Annotated in this window: 20 protein-coding genes and 1 tRNA gene; 8 read left to right on the forward strand and 13 right to left on the reverse strand. The window is 36.0% G+C overall.

Annotation, left to right across the window (positions count from 1 at the left end; genetic code table 11):
* Positions 1-12: 12 nt before the first annotated feature.
* The 8 genes from CH354_RS18330 to CH354_RS05960 form a co-directional block, all read right to left on the reverse strand.
* Complete coding sequence (locus CH354_RS18330) at positions 13-180, reverse strand: hypothetical protein (RefSeq protein WP_165780934.1); 168 nt, start codon at positions 178-180, stop codon at positions 13-15.
* Positions 177-497, reverse strand: coding sequence for a hypothetical protein (locus tag CH354_RS05925; RefSeq protein WP_100728697.1), 321 nt, complete (start codon positions 495-497; stop codon positions 177-179). The genes CH354_RS18330 and CH354_RS05925 overlap by 4 nt, the downstream gene beginning before the upstream one ends.
* A complete protein-coding gene (locus CH354_RS05930) occupies positions 494-727 on the reverse strand; it encodes a hypothetical protein (protein ID WP_100766337.1) in 234 nt (77 codons plus the stop codon). Before CH354_RS05930 ends, CH354_RS05925 begins: the two co-directional genes overlap by 4 nt.
* On the reverse strand, positions 705-1,184 hold the full coding sequence (locus CH354_RS05935) for a hypothetical protein (protein ID WP_100766338.1): 480 nt from the start codon (positions 1,182-1,184) through the stop codon (positions 705-707). Before CH354_RS05935 ends, CH354_RS05930 begins: the two co-directional genes overlap by 23 nt.
* Positions 1,181-1,618: a hypothetical protein gene (locus CH354_RS05940; RefSeq protein WP_100766339.1), complete on the reverse strand. Its 438-nt coding sequence runs from the start codon at positions 1,616-1,618 to the stop codon at positions 1,181-1,183. The genes CH354_RS05935 and CH354_RS05940 overlap by 4 nt, the downstream gene beginning before the upstream one ends.
* A 429-nt stretch (positions 1,619-2,047) precedes the next feature.
* Entirely contained in the window at positions 2,048-3,508 is a 1,461-nt protein-coding gene (locus tag CH354_RS05945) for a VapE domain-containing protein (RefSeq protein ID WP_100766340.1), read from the reverse strand.
* A gap of 171 nt (positions 3,509-3,679) precedes the next feature.
* Positions 3,680-4,519: a tyrosine-type recombinase/integrase gene (locus tag CH354_RS05955; RefSeq protein WP_100766341.1), complete on the reverse strand. Its 840-nt coding sequence runs from the start codon at positions 4,517-4,519 to the stop codon at positions 3,680-3,682.
* A 352-nt stretch (positions 4,520-4,871) separates the two neighbouring features.
* Positions 4,872-4,942 (reverse strand) — tRNA-Gly (locus tag CH354_RS05960).
* Between the two features lie 82 nt (positions 4,943-5,024).
* Here CH354_RS05960 and CH354_RS05965 point away from each other — a divergent pair.
* Complete coding sequence (locus CH354_RS05965; protein WP_100728293.1) at positions 5,025-6,536, forward strand: carboxypeptidase M32; 1,512 nt, start codon at positions 5,025-5,027, stop codon at positions 6,534-6,536.
* A 19-nt stretch (positions 6,537-6,555) separates the two neighbouring features.
* Complete coding sequence (locus CH354_RS05970; protein ID WP_100728294.1) at positions 6,556-6,882, forward strand: hypothetical protein; 327 nt, start codon at positions 6,556-6,558, stop codon at positions 6,880-6,882.
* On the opposite strand, the gene CH354_RS05975 is transcribed toward CH354_RS05970, so the two are convergent.
* Positions 6,858-7,286 carry a DUF423 domain-containing protein gene (locus CH354_RS05975; protein ID WP_100728295.1) on the reverse strand — a complete coding sequence of 143 codons (429 nt, stop codon included), beginning with the start codon at positions 7,284-7,286 and terminating at the stop codon, positions 6,858-6,860. The genes CH354_RS05970 and CH354_RS05975 overlap by 25 nt on opposite strands.
* A 21-nt stretch (positions 7,287-7,307) precedes the next feature.
* Here CH354_RS05975 and CH354_RS05980 point away from each other — a divergent pair, with 21 nt between their 5' ends.
* Entirely contained in the window at positions 7,308-7,643 is a 336-nt protein-coding gene (locus CH354_RS05980) for a hypothetical protein (protein ID WP_100728296.1), read from the forward strand.
* Positions 7,644-7,653: 10 nt separating this feature from the next.
* On the opposite strand, the gene CH354_RS05985 is transcribed toward CH354_RS05980, so the two are convergent.
* Together CH354_RS05985 and CH354_RS05990 are read right to left on the reverse strand one after the other, a co-directional pair.
* The gene (locus CH354_RS05985; protein ID WP_100725702.1) at positions 7,654-8,415 is read right to left on the reverse strand and encodes a hypothetical protein; all 762 of its coding nucleotides are present in this window, start codon (positions 8,413-8,415) and stop codon (positions 7,654-7,656) included.
* Positions 8,412-9,311 (reverse strand): CPBP family intramembrane glutamic endopeptidase, encoded by a 900-nt coding sequence (locus CH354_RS05990; RefSeq protein ID WP_100725703.1) that lies wholly within the window; start codon positions 9,309-9,311, stop codon positions 8,412-8,414. Before CH354_RS05990 ends, CH354_RS05985 begins: the two co-directional genes overlap by 4 nt.
* A gap of 78 nt (positions 9,312-9,389) precedes the next feature.
* Here CH354_RS05990 and CH354_RS05995 point away from each other — a divergent pair, with 78 nt between their 5' ends.
* Genes CH354_RS05995 through CH354_RS06015 form a run of 5 tightly spaced genes read left to right on the forward strand, consistent with a single transcriptional unit; the run spans position 9,390 to position 13,705 of the window.
* Positions 9,390-10,292 carry a peptidoglycan DD-metalloendopeptidase family protein gene (locus CH354_RS05995; protein WP_100728297.1) on the forward strand — a complete coding sequence of 301 codons (903 nt, stop codon included), beginning with the start codon at positions 9,390-9,392 and terminating at the stop codon, positions 10,290-10,292.
* A 46-nt stretch (positions 10,293-10,338) separates the two neighbouring features.
* Positions 10,339-11,514, forward strand: a complete 1,176-nt coding sequence (locus tag CH354_RS06000) for an acyl-CoA dehydrogenase family protein (protein WP_100728298.1) — start codon at positions 10,339-10,341, stop codon at positions 11,512-11,514.
* A 6-nt stretch (positions 11,515-11,520) separates the two neighbouring features.
* On the forward strand, positions 11,521-12,552 hold the full coding sequence (locus tag CH354_RS06005) for a phosphotransferase family protein (protein WP_100725706.1): 1,032 nt from the start codon (positions 11,521-11,523) through the stop codon (positions 12,550-12,552).
* Entirely contained in the window at positions 12,542-12,991 is a 450-nt protein-coding gene (locus CH354_RS06010) for a hypothetical protein (protein WP_100725707.1), read from the forward strand. The genes CH354_RS06005 and CH354_RS06010 overlap by 11 nt, the downstream gene beginning before the upstream one ends.
* Positions 12,992-13,705, forward strand: a complete 714-nt coding sequence (locus CH354_RS06015; protein ID WP_100725708.1) for a histidine phosphatase family protein — start codon at positions 12,992-12,994, stop codon at positions 13,703-13,705. It begins immediately after the preceding gene.
* Between the two features lie 13 nt (positions 13,706-13,718).
* On the opposite strand, the gene CH354_RS06020 is transcribed toward CH354_RS06015, so the two are convergent.
* Together CH354_RS06020 and CH354_RS06025 are read right to left on the reverse strand one after the other, a co-directional pair.
* On the reverse strand, positions 13,719-14,414 hold the full coding sequence (locus tag CH354_RS06020) for a hypothetical protein (RefSeq protein ID WP_100725709.1): 696 nt from the start codon (positions 14,412-14,414) through the stop codon (positions 13,719-13,721).
* A gap of 14 nt (positions 14,415-14,428) precedes the next feature.
* Entirely contained in the window at positions 14,429-15,445 is a 1,017-nt protein-coding gene (locus CH354_RS06025) for an aldo/keto reductase (RefSeq protein ID WP_100725710.1), read from the reverse strand.
* Between the last annotated feature and the right edge of the window lies 1 nt (position 15,446).

Below are 15,446 nucleotides of genomic sequence, written 5' to 3' on the forward strand. Positions count from 1 at the left end.
GGTGAGTTTAAGTCAAGAGGCTTTTTTTGTTTTTTTCTTTATTGCTTTCCCATCTGGATGTTTTGCCTTAGATAAATCAAAAGTATCCTTGTTCTTTTCAACATCGGAAAGGATCTTTTTTATCTTTTTATCCTCAGCTTTCGTCGGGGTTACAATGTTAAATGCAACTTTTGTTTTCATAAATCTTCCCTGGATCGAATAGCGTCCGTTTCATCTTTGCTTAGTTTATACTCCCAAGCTGTAATGACAAAAAAATGTTTTTGTTTCTTTGTCATCTTCTGATTTCTAAAAATCACTTTTAAGGAGCGATTGGAAGTCATTCCCACAGCCTCAAAGCTACCATCTTTTCTTTTTATCGCCAAGTATTTTTCTAGTGAAAAAAACTCATAAAGTTCCAAGTCAGTAACTCCGTGGTCTGCTACGTGGGTATTTCCGAGTTCGACATCGTAGTATATGTCGAGAATAAATTCGTCTTTATGCAAACGAATCACATTCATTGAAAGAGGCCTTGGTCTTCCATCGCTTTTTTCAAGGCAATTTCCTTTTGCTTTTTGAGTTTTGTTTTTTTGTCTTTAATGTAGTTGAGGTTATCGATTGCGGTTTCAAGATCACCTTCCAGTACCTGAATTTCTAAATCAATCTTCTCTATTTCCCTTTTCCAAATCGGTACAAGATTTTTTGAGTCCATATATGCCGACTTAGGATCAACCGCTTTTAGAGCTACCATCTTGGGCTTCTCCCTTAGTTTCATTTGATTCCAGAGTTTTAGAATCTGTTCCATTCTCTCCTTGGTTGGATTCTCCTTGAGAAGCTGTAATGTCGCTAGAAACCAGATTAGATTCAATGCTCGATTTAGGTTCCTTCGTTTCATCGTTTAGATTCTCCCTAATTGATTCGTGCATCGAAAGTCCGAGAGTTGGATCATAACCTCTTAACTTCATTTCCTCTTTAAAAGATTCTTCGTCGATAATTGCATCGACATCTAAATCAATTGTGAAACCAAAAGTGTGACACCATTCTAACCAAACCATAGTTTGGAGAATACGGATTGCATCCCATTGAGTGATAGGATCTTCGTTTGGTTCCTTTGCGTTCTGTAAGGCTATTAAGAAGGAATCCAAATTTGAATTCAATCTGACCCCTTTCTTTGAAAATTCCTTTGCTAGTTTTGTGTAATCTTTCATCTTATTACCTCCGATGAATCTTCTTTATTCTTTGAATAAATGCTTCCTCTGGTGACGAATTCACCGTTCATTCTTAGAGTCCTTTGGCACTGTTCGAAACTTCCTCTTTCAACAACATGCTCATGAATGAAGGCTTCAAATTGTTCTTCACCATCGATAAATTGATTTAACTTTTCTAAACGAACGGGTGGCCTCATTTCGTTCTCCATTGATTTAATATTGTCGGTGTTGAGTTCTGATAAAATTGCAGAGAGGGTTTTTATTTCTTTTAAATGTATATACTTATCATGTTCTAGCTGATCCAAAATTTTAGTTTTAAGATTTTCAGTTTTAGGATTGGAACGAGAAAGCTCAAACTCAGATTTTACTAAGTTTATATGCTCTAATCGAGATTTCAATTTTTGAATTCTGGCTTCAATTGGACTCAACTTCATACTCTCTTCACCCAGTAATCCAAGACATCGATGACAACCATCGTAACGAAAAGAAAGAAGATCCAAACATATAGATCCCAACCCTTAACCTCACCAAAGATAAGATTAAAAAAAATGAAAGTGAGAGCCAAAGAGGAGATAGGTAATAATAATATTTTCGTTCCTGTTTTCATTGATTCCAATTCCGATTATTAAGATTTTAACAAAGTTCCATAGCTGACAAGGTTTAGGAGTCTGTTACATGCTTTATTGAAATGATCTTCGCAAAGCAAGCGTCCTTGGTATTCATGCACAGCAAAACTGTCACAGAATTGGCAGAAGTCCGGCATATTGATTTTTTGAACTAGGTTTGTATGTCGATCATGGATTTTCATTTTCAATATTCTCCGTTACTCTTTTCCTGAAAATAGCGTCATTAGTGTCATAGTGTCACTGGACTATATTGACTAAAAATTTCCGACTATGGGCTGTTCTGTGAAATTGAAACTTCATTTTCACAAGCCCTCTACCAATCCAAGTTGTGCTCATTTTGAAGCTAGGGTGTTTTTCATGAATATAAAGGTATATCTCGGTTGCACTTAGCTTTGTATGGTGTTTGTTACTTTCATCAAATTCTTCAATTGCCAAAGGCCTGAAATATTTAAGGATCATTTCATACTCGTTATTCGAATATTCGTAATGAAGATTGTTTTCTTGGATTTGCTTTTGCTCGTTGCTATTCCAGTGGATTTGGTTCCAACGTATGCCTTTGTATAGGTGAAAGATTTGTGCCCAAAAACGTTCTATAGGAATTTTTTGGAACTTATCAATTTCGATTGGCTTGAGTAATGAAAAAATGATATAGCGTCTGTTTCCGGTATCATCCACCAAGAATTCAACTTTATTACAAGCGGCAATAAAACTAGAAATTCGTTTAAAGTGTTGAGCGTTTCTTCCGTAAGCAGCTCGTTCAAAAGAGCCTTTCATTGAAAAGAAGTCTCGAACTTCAGCGGCTTCCTTTTTGTTTGTGATTTTATCTATCTCGTCAAATAGCCAAATCCAAATTTTAGAAGCGGCAACCGATGCGTCTTTACTTTTGAAATCAGTGGGAATCCTTGAGTTGTAGTAAGGTTTCAGTTCTTTTGGAATCAGTCCATTAATGAAAGTGCTTTTATACCAACCTTGGTTAGATTGAATTGTTAAGCAATGTTCATTGACGAATTCTCCATCACTGAACAGTGAGTAGACTGCACGTATGCACCATTTTTCAAAATAACTTCTAAAGTCTAATTCATTCGAGACTTTTATACATGAGCACACTTTTCCGATCCAATCGGTTTTCTTATCCCATTTCTCTAGATTGTTGAAATAATCTTTGATTGGGTGGTAGGTGGGAATTACTGAAGAACTGAGAAGTGAAAGCAAATTGTCTTTAGAGGCATATTTAAACTCTTTTTGTTTTTTAACAAAGATCCATAGATCGTTAAAATCCCTGTCGCTCCATTGAATAAAATTCTTTGAGTTATTTGGCTTATGTTCTAATGATTGAGAAATTTCGTTAAATCGCAAATTTACATTCTTTTTTAAATAGTTTTCTAACTTGTGAACTTCTCCATCAATGTCGATTTTTTCCGAAGGTTTTGGTTCTTTCGTAATGTTGACTTTTTCATCAACTATAAGTTCAACTTTTCGCTTTCCAATTGAATTGGCCACTGCTAGGCTTAAGCTAACCATATACTTGTTTTCAATATGTTGTTTTGCTGTTAAGGCTCCCGATCCAGCTAAGCCGAACACCACTTTACTTTCATTTAGCCTTACCAATTTCATTTCTTTAAAAAATTTCTGGTAATAGATAGCAGGTATAACTTTCTGCAATTCTTTTTGAATTTGATTTTCTATTTGTTCAGACATAGTGAAATACTTTTGCTTCCTTTAGATCAACTTTGATTTCTTTAAACCATTCCGACAAACAGTCCTTACACATATCGTATTGATACAGTTGAACATTCGAAGCCCCGCATTTTTTGCAGGACTTAGGCTCTTCATTTTCATTCTTTTTAGGTTCATCTTTTTCTATATTTATCATGCGCAAATTTTGTCTAAACGTCTCGTAATAGCTGAACGATCTAAGGAAGAGTGAAGGTAAGTTCTTGCAATCACTTCGGCGGTGTTTCCTGCGAACTCAGCAACGGCTCCTATGTCGTTTCCTTCTCGGATCATGTCTGTTATGAAAGTGTGTCGAAACAGGTGCGGGTAAATTTCTCTTCCAAGATATTTCTTTCCAATGGCAGAAACGATTCTCCAAATTGCGTGAGGATTGAACTGATCTTTATTTACCGTTTCGAATAGGAATACATAACCACAAAAGGTTTGTCTGATTTGCTGAAAGAGGGAAATCGGAATAACAATATTCCTTTTCTTCTCATTCTTTCCTATTAGTTTAATTTCGATTAGATTGTTATCTAACGGACGGCAATCCTTTAGTCTTATGCTTACTAAGTCCCCAGCTCTGACACCAGTTGTCCAAAGAAAAAGAGTGATAGCCTTCTGACGTGCGGTTCCAAATTTATTGATCTTTTGAATTTCTGTTAGAGTAATTAAATCAGATTCACTAACACGAGTTCTAGGAACTTTAATTGGGAAGACTTCGTTTAACTCTTTTCGAAATGCGTCGATTACCAAACCTAACTCGGTTCCTACGGTTGCCTTTTTCATTGCTCGAAAAACAGAGTTTTTGTCGTCTCTAAGCGTTGCGGATTTTATCCCTAAATTTTTCCGTTCTTGTAAAAAATTTAAAAATCGTCTTGGTGTCACCGTCTCACCCTTGTTCCATGTAAGGAATTTGGTTACACGGTATTGGTCACGTGTAGTGAGAAGTTGTAAACTATCAGATATTATGTGAGGTTCGATTGATCTTATCATATTTTTTTTGGGGATAAGATCGGAAGGAGATTAAGGGTTTCTAAATTTGATATTTTACGGGAAATGGCCTCTAATGAGACATCATTCGGTCAATGCCTGGCGGGTCTAGTTCCCCTCCCTAAATTGGGCGGGGATACCAATATCCATTCTTTACGAACAATTCCAAACAATCCAAAATCAATACCACATCCTGTCCTCACTGTACTCCGAGGCACGGCGTCGCTCGTCGAAAGCCATCGTGGCTTTCTTTCTGTTTTGTTTGCTCCCTATGGGTCGCTCACAAAACAGCTCGCGCCACTGTTCGAGTCGATTGGTTTGATAATCGTGATTGGTAAGTTTGGAAGGATTGTCATGCGGGCGAAGGGACTCGAACCCTCGCCAGAAGCTTGGAAGGCTGCTGTGCTACCGTTACACCACACCCGCGACGTATATACATAGTTTTGTCTGAGGGTTAAGGGTCAATGATTTTTGGTTCCAGAATGTGTGGGTGGAAGAAAATGAGTCTATGGCCCTCCCCCAAGCACTCGAAAATTATCGAAAACAATATCGAAAAATCAAACTTTTCCAAGATATTTCATCCGTTCTCCACTGGGACTCGGAAGTGATGATGCCAGAAGAGGGACGAGAGTATCGATCAACGCAAATTGCAGCAGTTGCGGAACTCACCCATGAGTGGATGACGGATCCATCTTTTTTAGAGCTCATCCAATCTGCAAAATTAACCACAAAAGAACTTCCAGAATCGGAAAGATCATTATGGAATCGTGAGCTTGAAATTTTGATGGAGGAAAAAGAAAAAGCAGACAAGTTGCCATCTGAATTTGTTGCAGAATTTGCAAAATTGACCAATTTAGCGCATGCAGAATGGGCTGAAGCTAAAAAAGAAAAAAACTTTAAATTGTTTTCGGACAGGCTCGAAGAACTAGTTAATTTATCCAAAAAACAAGCAGATTACTTTGGTTATACGACCGAACCTTATGATGCCTTATTAGATACTTATGAAAAGGGTGCTAAAGCAGACCAAATTCAAATTCTATTTTCTGATTTGAAAAAATCTCTTATTCCAATTGTAGCAAAGGCTCCAAAGTTCGAAAGTCCATTTAAAAAACCAATACCAATTGCCAATCAGACCAAATTCTGTAATCGACTTCCTTCCATTTTAGGACTCACAACAAAAGAATCAAGATTAGACATTAGTAACCATCCTTTTTCTACAAGTTTAGGAAAAGGTGACAAACGAATCACAACTAGATATTCTGAATCAGATCCACTATCATCCATCTTCGGCGTGTTACACGAGACGGGACATTCTTTATACGAGTCTGGATTGTCAAAAATGCCAAATTGGCCAAATCCATTAACTGAGTATTTAAGTTTAGGAATTCATGAATCACAAAGTCGTTTGTGGGAAAACCAAGTGGGAAGGTCTTTACCCTTTTGGGAATTTATGTATCCCATATTATTAAATGACTTTGAATTATCGGAATCAGAACTTTGTTTTCAAGAATTATATAAATATATCAATAGCACGGAAAAATCAAAGATACGTGTGGAAGCAGACCAGGTCACTTATAATCTCCATATCATTTTACGATTCGAGATAGAAAGAGATTTGATTAATGGTAAAACTAAAGTAAAAGATTTACCAGAAATCTGGAATACCAAAATGAAAGAAAGTTTTGGAATGACAATTGAAAACGATGCAGAAGGAGTTTTACAAGACATCCATTGGTCTATGGGTGCCTTCGGATATTTTCCAACATATACATTAGGAAATATATTCAGTGCACAATTTTTTAAAAAATTTACTGAAGAATATCCTGATTCGCATAACAAATTTGCTTCGAAAGGTGATTTTTCAGACTTATTATCTTGGTTACGAAAAAACATCCATTCTAAAGGTAAAATCTTAACAATCGAAAATTTAGTTTCGGAAGCTACAGGCGAACCAGCAAATGCGAAGTATCTTATTGCATATTTAGAAGAAAAAGTAAAGGAAGTTTCAATTTCCAAATAATTGAATCAAAGGAATCACTATGTCAGGATCAGAACAAGTATTAGAAAAACTCAGTCAACTTTCGTATTTTGATAATTTAGCATTATACTATTTGTGTAATGAAACTCCCCCTCAAACATTGGCACTGGCTTTTTTACAAATGGATGAAAAAATCGCAGGATCCATGTTAGGTGTATTGGATTTACAAAGAAGAAAGTATGTTCATGAGCTTATGGCATTACAAAAAGAAAGCTCAGAAGAGTCAAAAAAAGCCGCCGCAGAAGGATTATTACTCATTGCCGACGGACTTATTTCTAGAAATTTAATTAGCAAACAAGGTCATTATTTTTTCGGAACTAAAAAATAATACATTCCTAGCCCTAAACATAACCATCCAGCGAGAAAACTCACTCCTCCAAAAGGAGTGATGGCACCAAAAATTTTAAGTCCTGTAATTGCTAAGAAATATAAACTAAAGGAAAAAATTAGAATTCCAGTCAAAAACATCCAAATCGATAAGCGAAGGTACTTGTTTGATTTCTCGGATGTCTCGTTTTGTTCGGAAAGGATTAACATCAAAAATACGAAAAGAGCTGTAATACTATGATAAAAATGGTATTTATTTCCAGTTTCAAATGTGATCATAAGATCTGCTGATATAATTTTTTTCAGACCATGTGCTCCAAAAGCACCAATCGCCACAGCTAAAAACCCAGCTAAACAAATGAGTAAGATCAAAACTAAATCGGATTGCTTCTTGACAAGTTTCATATTCGATACTTCCTATTGCCTATGACTCCAGATCTATCCGGAAAGAATACTAAATTTGTTCGAGTTTGGCGACAACTCAATGTAGACGATGTAAAAAAACAATTACTCTATATCGATGATCTTTACGGAACTTGTGGAAATTGCAAAAAACTTGGACTCAATTATCTCAAGGATAAAAAATGCCCTGAATGTGGAATTACTTTCAAGTATCTAGCAACTAAATTGAGTAAGGTGGCGGATATTGCCAAAATTTTGAGTAGAATTGAAAAAGAAGGATTGGAACTAACTTTGATCGAAAGAGAAGATTTTGAAAGATCAAGTGCATCAGATGCAGCACGTGATCTTTTTAAATCATAAAATTTATTAACTAAAACTTAAAAGACCAACCAAATTGAGCTGTTTTATTGTGAGCAGCTGTGTCTTCCCAAGCATCAAATGCTCGCACAACTCTAGTTACGGCCATTGCTGCAAAAATACCAACAGCGTTTGGTGATTCCCAAACATTTCCTGGTCCTTTTGTATTCAACATATGATCATAAATATTCTTTTTTGGTAAATTTTCTTGAGCATATAAGTAGGCACCACCTACCAAAATTAAATCACATAAAAAATAAATGCTCATACTAACGAAAGTATCACGATTTGTGAATAGTGGAGAATTCCAGGAATTATAACCAACAGATGCCATTGGTGTAATTAAATTTAAACCTTGAGAAACAATATGATATTTTTCAGTTAATGGAACTGCTGATTCGTGTGGAGGTTTTTGTAACAACTCCTGTTCCAAAATTTGTTTCCACATTTTTTCCTGACCCCTTCTCGGAGACTCGATACGGATAATGGAATCGGGTGAAGTTTTCCCAACCTTTCCTACATAAATGTTAAAGTCATAAGGATTACTCCAACGATTTCTATATCGATACATAAAACCTTGGGTTTTTTCATCTGCGTAAAAATCGGGGTCTAACTTATTCAGAAGTGCAAGTAGACGAATATTTACATCATCTGGTCCACCCAATACTTCTACAGTCTCTCCAGCAAAAATCGATTTTGGAGAAAAACATATCAGGAATAAAAATAACAAAGCATAAGTTATGCGAATATTTAATTTCAATTTTAATAAATTCATGATTGGACCACTGGTAATTGAAGATAAGCATTGATCAATCCTAATGAATTGTAAGTAGCATGGCAAGCCATCGCAATCCAAAGATTTCCTGTTTTAATGTACAAATAACCAAAAAACATTCCGACTCCACAAATGATGAAAGGAATGGCAATGGAAGTGCCTTCTCCATAATGTAACCAACCAAATAATAAGGATACAATGAGTAGGCCTTCTTGGGTTAATCCTTTATCAATGAAAGCTTTCAGTAAAAAACCTCTAAAAAAGATTTCTTCTAAAATTCCAGTAATGATACCAACAACATAAATGCCCCAAGCAAGTAGGTAACCGTTTCCATGTATGGCTTCGTATAATTTTTTTGCAAAAACACCCGACTCTAATGGAACCGATAATTTTTCAAGAATTACACCAAATACAACCACTACAAAAAAACATATGAAACCGTTTGTGATCCCTCGTAATAAAATTGGAATCGAAAGTTCGTCTTGTAAGTTTGTGACAGGAATTTGTAGTACTTTTTTGTATAACAAATAACCAAGTCCCACATAACATAAAAACCATGGAACTGAATGTCCTAACAAGTAATAAGGTTTTTCAGTGAAAACAATTTCATAGAATTCACTCAGTAATGTGTTTGGATTTTCGGTTATCTCTTTTTGAAATTGGTCCTTGATCGGACCTACTACTTTTTGGTATTCCGCCAAAAGTCCTGAAAAATCTAACTTACCTTCAGAATACTCTTCATATAAAGGAAGGATTTGTTCTTCTGGAATTCTGTGGTTTAAGACCGAATGGTTTACAAAAGCCAAAAAGAATACGGAATAAAAAAAGGAACAAACATAAACGAGACCCAAAGAGTAGGCAGTGAGCCTAAAGATCTCAAAAAATCGATTCTGCATCTGCCTTACAGTTCCTCAATTTCGGCAAGAATCGTCATCGTTTTTTTGAGATATGGTCGATAATCATTTTAGAAGATTATGTCTAATCGCCTTGTTTTTCTGAAATGGACAGTGATTTGGATCGGTTTTGGAGCCGCTACCAATCTATTTCCAGGGCCACTCACATTGGCAAACCTTGAATATTCGAATCCATCTTTAAAAAACCTCCGTTCCGAAATCAAAGAAAACCTAAGAATTTCAAAATCAGGTACGAAACAAGAAATCCTAATCCCACTTAAGTATTATGAATACAAGGTGCAAAAGGAAGATAACTTTTTTAAAATCATGGCAAGAACAGGAATGGATTTAGAAACCTTATCTTCCGTGAACGAACTCAGTTCCCCTCATGATTTATCGCAAGGGATGATCCTTGAAATTCCTAATATGCGCGGAACATTCCATCCAGAAGAAACGGATGGTAGTGAAAAAACAAAATTGATTTTAGCTGAAAAATACCAAATAGATGCCAACAAATTACAATATGATTCCGAACGAGGTAAGTGGTTTTTGCCTGGGATCTCAATGGGGAAATCAGAAAAATCTTTCTTTTACGGATTTGGATTTCAGTTTCCTTTAACAGCCGCAATCATCTCATCCAACTTTGGAAAACGATTAGATCCTTTTACTAAAAAAGAAACTTTTCATGGTGGTCTGGATATGGCCGCCAAACAAGGATCAGACGTATTTTCTTCTATGGATGGAGAAGTTAGTTTTGTAGGTACACAAGGTGGGTACGGTAATCTAATTATTATTAAACATATTTTAGGTTACGAAACGAGATATGGACATCTTTTAAACTTTGTTGTAAAACGAGGACAACGAGTCAAAAAAGGCGAAAAAATTGGTGAAGTTGGTCAAACAGGTAGAGCGACCGGTCCACATTTACATTTTGAAATTAGAAGAAATTCAAAAAGAGAAAGACCTATTTTTCGATCTCATTAAAAAAAGATTTTACGATCTATCTTGAGTGTGTTACTTCTTGGATTCAATGGACTTTGAAATTCCCCAAGAAGTTGAATCACTTCGTAAAAACATCCAATCTTTCATAGCAGAAGAAATCATTCCTCTGGAAAAACATTATGATTATGAAAAAGGTCGAATGCCAGAGGACATCAACCAACAAGCACGTGCTAAAGTAAAATCAGCAGGTTTTTGGACACCTCACCTACCCAAATCAGAAGGTGGATTAGGTTTAGATTTAATTGGAACTTGTATTATCTTTAGTGAACTTGGTCGTTCTCCCATTGCTCCTTATATATTTAATTGTGATGCACCTGATGAAGGCAATATGCATTTGTTATCCCTTGCCGCATCCGAAAAACAAAAAGAATTAATTTTACATCCTCTCATCAAAGGAGAACTTCGCACTGGATTTGCAATGACTGAACCTTCACCTGGTGCAGGATCTGATCCCACTTCTTTGCAAACCAATGCTGAAAAACAAGGTGATAGATACATCCTCAATGGACGTAAGTGGTATTGCACTGGAGCCAATGGAGCGAAGTACCTCATCGTAATGGCGAAAGTTAATGGAAGTTTTCGCAAAACTACAATGTTTCTTGTGCCAACTGATGCGAAAGGTTATACTATGTTACGTGAGATAGAACTAATGGGGTCTCACGGTCCAGGTGGGCATTGTGAACTCAATTTTGAAAATGTAGAAGTTCCTGAAGATATGGTTTTAGGTAGAGTCGGCGAAGGTTTTCGTTTATCACAGGAAAGATTGGGTCCAGCTCGCCTCACCCATTGCATGAGATGGACTGGGATGGCAAGAAGAGCACTTTCGATTGCTCGAAGTTATGCGAAAGAAAGAGAAGTTTTTAGTGCAAGAATCGCAGATCACCAAGGAATCCAGTGGATGTTTGCAGAACGTGCTACTGAGATCGAGATGGCATTTTTATTAACACTGAAAGCTGCTTGGTTATTAAAAAAGGGTAAGGATGCAAGACAGGAAACTTCCATGGCAAAATGGAAAGTGAGTGAGTCGTTGTGTAATACAATCGACATGGCGATTCAAATTTGTGGTGGAAAAGGATATTCGAGAGACTTACCACTCGAATTGTTTTATCGAGATGCACGCGCAGCAAGAATTGCAGATGGTCCTTCCGAAGTTCATAAAATGGTCATTGGTCGCAATTATGTATCTGAAAAATGGGATTTTTAAAGATTCATGGATATTAAAGAACTGCAAGAGAAGGTAGAACTTCACCTAACTTCCGTATGGAAAGAACCAGTTAAGATTACTGAAATTTTCCATCTGAGTGGAGGAGCTTGCCAAGATAATTATGCTTTGGATATACAATCCAATACTGCTAAAAAATCACTTGTCCTTCGCACAGATAAGGGGGGAAGTTTACTTTCTTCATTATCGAAACGGGATGAATTTAAAGTAGCGGAACTTGTTTACAATGCAGGAGTCAAAACTCCAACACCAGTTTATTTAGAAGAACAAACTTCAATTATAGGAACTCCTTTTTTCCTAATGGAAAAAATTGCCGGAAAAGCAACAGGTCGTTACATCACAAAAGATAAAGAATTAGATTCCTATCGTAAAACAAAAATGGTTTCTGATTTAGCTTCAAATCTTGCAAAACTTCATACAGTACTTCCAGAATCTGTAAAAGAAGAAGATCTAAAACAAAAACTCAAGTTAGTCACTAGAGAAAATTACATTCGTGAAGCAATTATCGATTTAAGACAGTCATTAGACGATTTACCAGAAGCTCATCCCGCGATTGAATTATGCCTCAATTGGATGGAGTCACATGCACCAAACATTGATAAAATTGTTTTAGTACATGGAGATTTTCGAACTGGAAATTTTATGATGAATGCTGATGGTCTTCAAGGAATCTTAGATTTTGAATTTGCCCACTTTGGAGATCGACACGAAGACATCGCTTGGTTGTGTATGCGAGATTGGAGGTTTGGTCGACTCAATAAAGAAGTAGGTGGATTCGGCGATCGAAAGGATTTTTATCAAGAATACGAACTTACTTCTGGTATCAAGGTTGATCCATATAAAGTTTCCTATTGGGAAATCATGGGAAATATTCGTTGGGCCATAGGAAGTGCTCAACAAGCTGAAAGGCATTTATCAGGCAAAGACAAAGGAATCGAACTTGCTTCCATCGGAAGAAGGACAGCGGAAATGGAATGGGAAGCAATGCGTCTTATAGAGGAATTAGAAAATGCAGTATAGACCTGATACAAAAGAACTACTTTCTGCCATCCAAGAATTTATGATGAAAGAATTATTACCAAAACTAGAAGGTGATGATTTATTATCATATAAAACATTAGTTTCATGGAATATGTTAGGTGTCATTGCAAGGGAAATCGAAAATTCAGAATATACCAATCTTTGGGCGGAAATTTTAAATCAGAAATTTCTAATTTCAGATTTGGAATCCAAATATAATTTAGAAAATTTTCAAAAACTTACAAAAAGAGAAAAACACCAAATTATTTACAATTGGAATCAAAGTTTAGCCCAAACAATTCGAAACCAATCAAACCAGACGAATTCAAAACACAATTCTCCTAATATTGACACCTCTCCAAAGGGAAAGATATGGAATTTGGTCAAATTACAATTAAAAGAAAACTTATCTGTCTCCAATCCGAGGTTCCAAGTATAGATGTCGTATTTATATTTAGTTCGTCATGGTCAAGCGGATAGACTTGGGAAAAATTACGACCAACTAACAGAACTAGGTTGGAAACAAGCTAATCTATTAGGGGAATATTTTAAACACCAAAGAATTGAATTTGATTCTGTTTATACTGGAACGTTAAACAGGCAAAAACAAACTGCTGAAGGAATTATCAAAAGTTTTACCAAGGATCAATTTTGTATCCCAGATCCGATTGAAAATTCAGCTTGGGATGAATTTGATTCAAGGATGTGGTTAGGAATTGCTGCTAAAATCCGAAATGCGAATCCTTCATTTGCAAAATTGTATGAAGCATATAAAATTGCATGGGAAGAGGGAAAAGAAGAGACTAGGCATTATTTTCAGGAGCTCATACAATTGGTATTAGCTGATTGGGTAAATGGAGTTTGGGGTTCGATCGAACCGTATACATTTGAAGAATATGTTGAAAAGGTATCGAAAGGTCCATTCCAAATCCCTATTGATGTAAAAAGTACCCTTGTAATTTCTTCAAGTACTCCCATAGCCATTATGATGGGATTATCTTGCAAAATGGATTATAAAGAATTTCCTATTTTTATGAAATCGATTTTAAATTCTTCTTTAAGTGTGTTTCGTCGAGAAAACAATCATTGGGAACCTGTAAGTTGGAATGGAACTCCCCATTTACAACATCCAGATCTGATTACAATTGTTTAACAAACAAATTTGTTTATGGTTGGGTAAAGGAAGACAATAACTTAACTCTATTTTTTGCCTTTTGTCCCCAACCTGATCTTGGATAATTTTTATACAAATGATCCATTGCGGCTAGTTCTTCTTCATTTGTTTTGCTATAACGAACTGAAATTTTTGGCTCTTCTTGGAATTTAAAATCAACTGTTACATGAAAACTTCCCATAAACACAACAGTACCTGGTAGTAAATCTACTCTCGATTTCCGAATCTCTTCTGGATCAAAATCAATGTCGATTTTATTTGGTTGTTTTGTGCTACTAAAAGCAAAATCTGAAGCACCACGGTTGAGTAAATGGACTGCATCAAAAATTTCGTATTGGCCTTCTTTTAGGTTTTGAAAGTAATAATAATGTTCTGAACTTTCATTGTATTCGATTGACTTTTCACCTTTTCTTAAAGTCACTTTTTGAAATCTTGGGTCAATCAATTCATCTAGTATCATTTCATCTTTAACAATCGTCATATGGACAATAATCAAACTACTTTGAGAATTTTTAGGACCAAAACTAGAGCACTCGGGAAACAAATAAGTAACCAAAAGTAAAATTAAAAACTTACGAAATATTCCCGAAGAAAACGATTCCCATTTTGAGATTGGTTTTTTATCCGGGAATAAATCGTTATCAGAATTTCGATCTGATGGATTTGGATGTTCCGAGTTTGAGCTCATATCAATCTAGGTCCTTAGCCCATTGGGTATTGAATTTTTTTGGATACAGCATTAATTTCGGATAATATTTCATCAGATAAAATGACATCTGTAGCTTTTAATGATTCTTCAAGTTGTTCCACGGTATTCGCACCAATAATTGTAGAGGCAACAAAATCATGTTGTTTACTCCAAGCAACAGACATCACTGTGACACTCATCCCATATTTATTTGCAATTTCCATCAATTCTTTTGTAGATGCTAACGTTTGTTCATTTAAGAATCGGTTGGACATTCTTTTTTGTCTTTCCCCTTCTGCCATATACCTTACAAAACGAGCACCCTCCGGTTTTGTAGTACCATTGTATTTTCCAGTTAACACTCCTCCTGCCAATGGAGAATAAGGTAAAAGGGAAACACCTTCTTTACGACAAACTTGAGCTAATTCATCTTCAAAACGACGATTGAGAATTGAAAAATTATTTTGGATGGAATCATATCGAACTAAATTGTATTTATCCGATGTCCAAAGACTTTTCATAAGACCAAAGGAAGTTTCATTGGAACATCCAGCATATCGGATTTTTCCTTCTTCTTTTAATTCGGTGAGTGCTTCCATTGTTTCGTCATAAGCTACATCATGATCAGGCCAATGAGTTTGGTACAAATCGATAGTTTCGACACCTAACCTTTGTAAGGAACCTTCAATGGCACGTCGAATATGATACTTATCAAGAGCAGTTTTTCCTTCGCGTAAAGGTGGACTAAACCATCCATGCCCAGGACCAGCAGCTTTTGTTGCTAAGATGATTCCATCTCTTGGTTTGGTTTTTAGCCATTTTCCAAAAATCTCTTCTGTTCGGTGAACCCAAGATTTTTGAGGAGGTACAGGATATATTTCCGCTGTATCGTAAAAATCGATTCCAGACTCGTAAGCTTTGTCTAAAATTCGAAACGCCTCATCTTCGTTACATGAGGAACCAAATGTCATGGTTCCCATACAAATTTCAGAAACCACCATACCTGTTTTGCCAAGTCTTCTTTTTTTCATG

The sequence above is a fragment of the Leptospira levettii genome (assembly GCF_002812085.1).
GTDB classification, from domain to species: Bacteria; Spirochaetota; Leptospiria; order Leptospirales; family Leptospiraceae; genus Leptospira_A; species Leptospira_A levettii.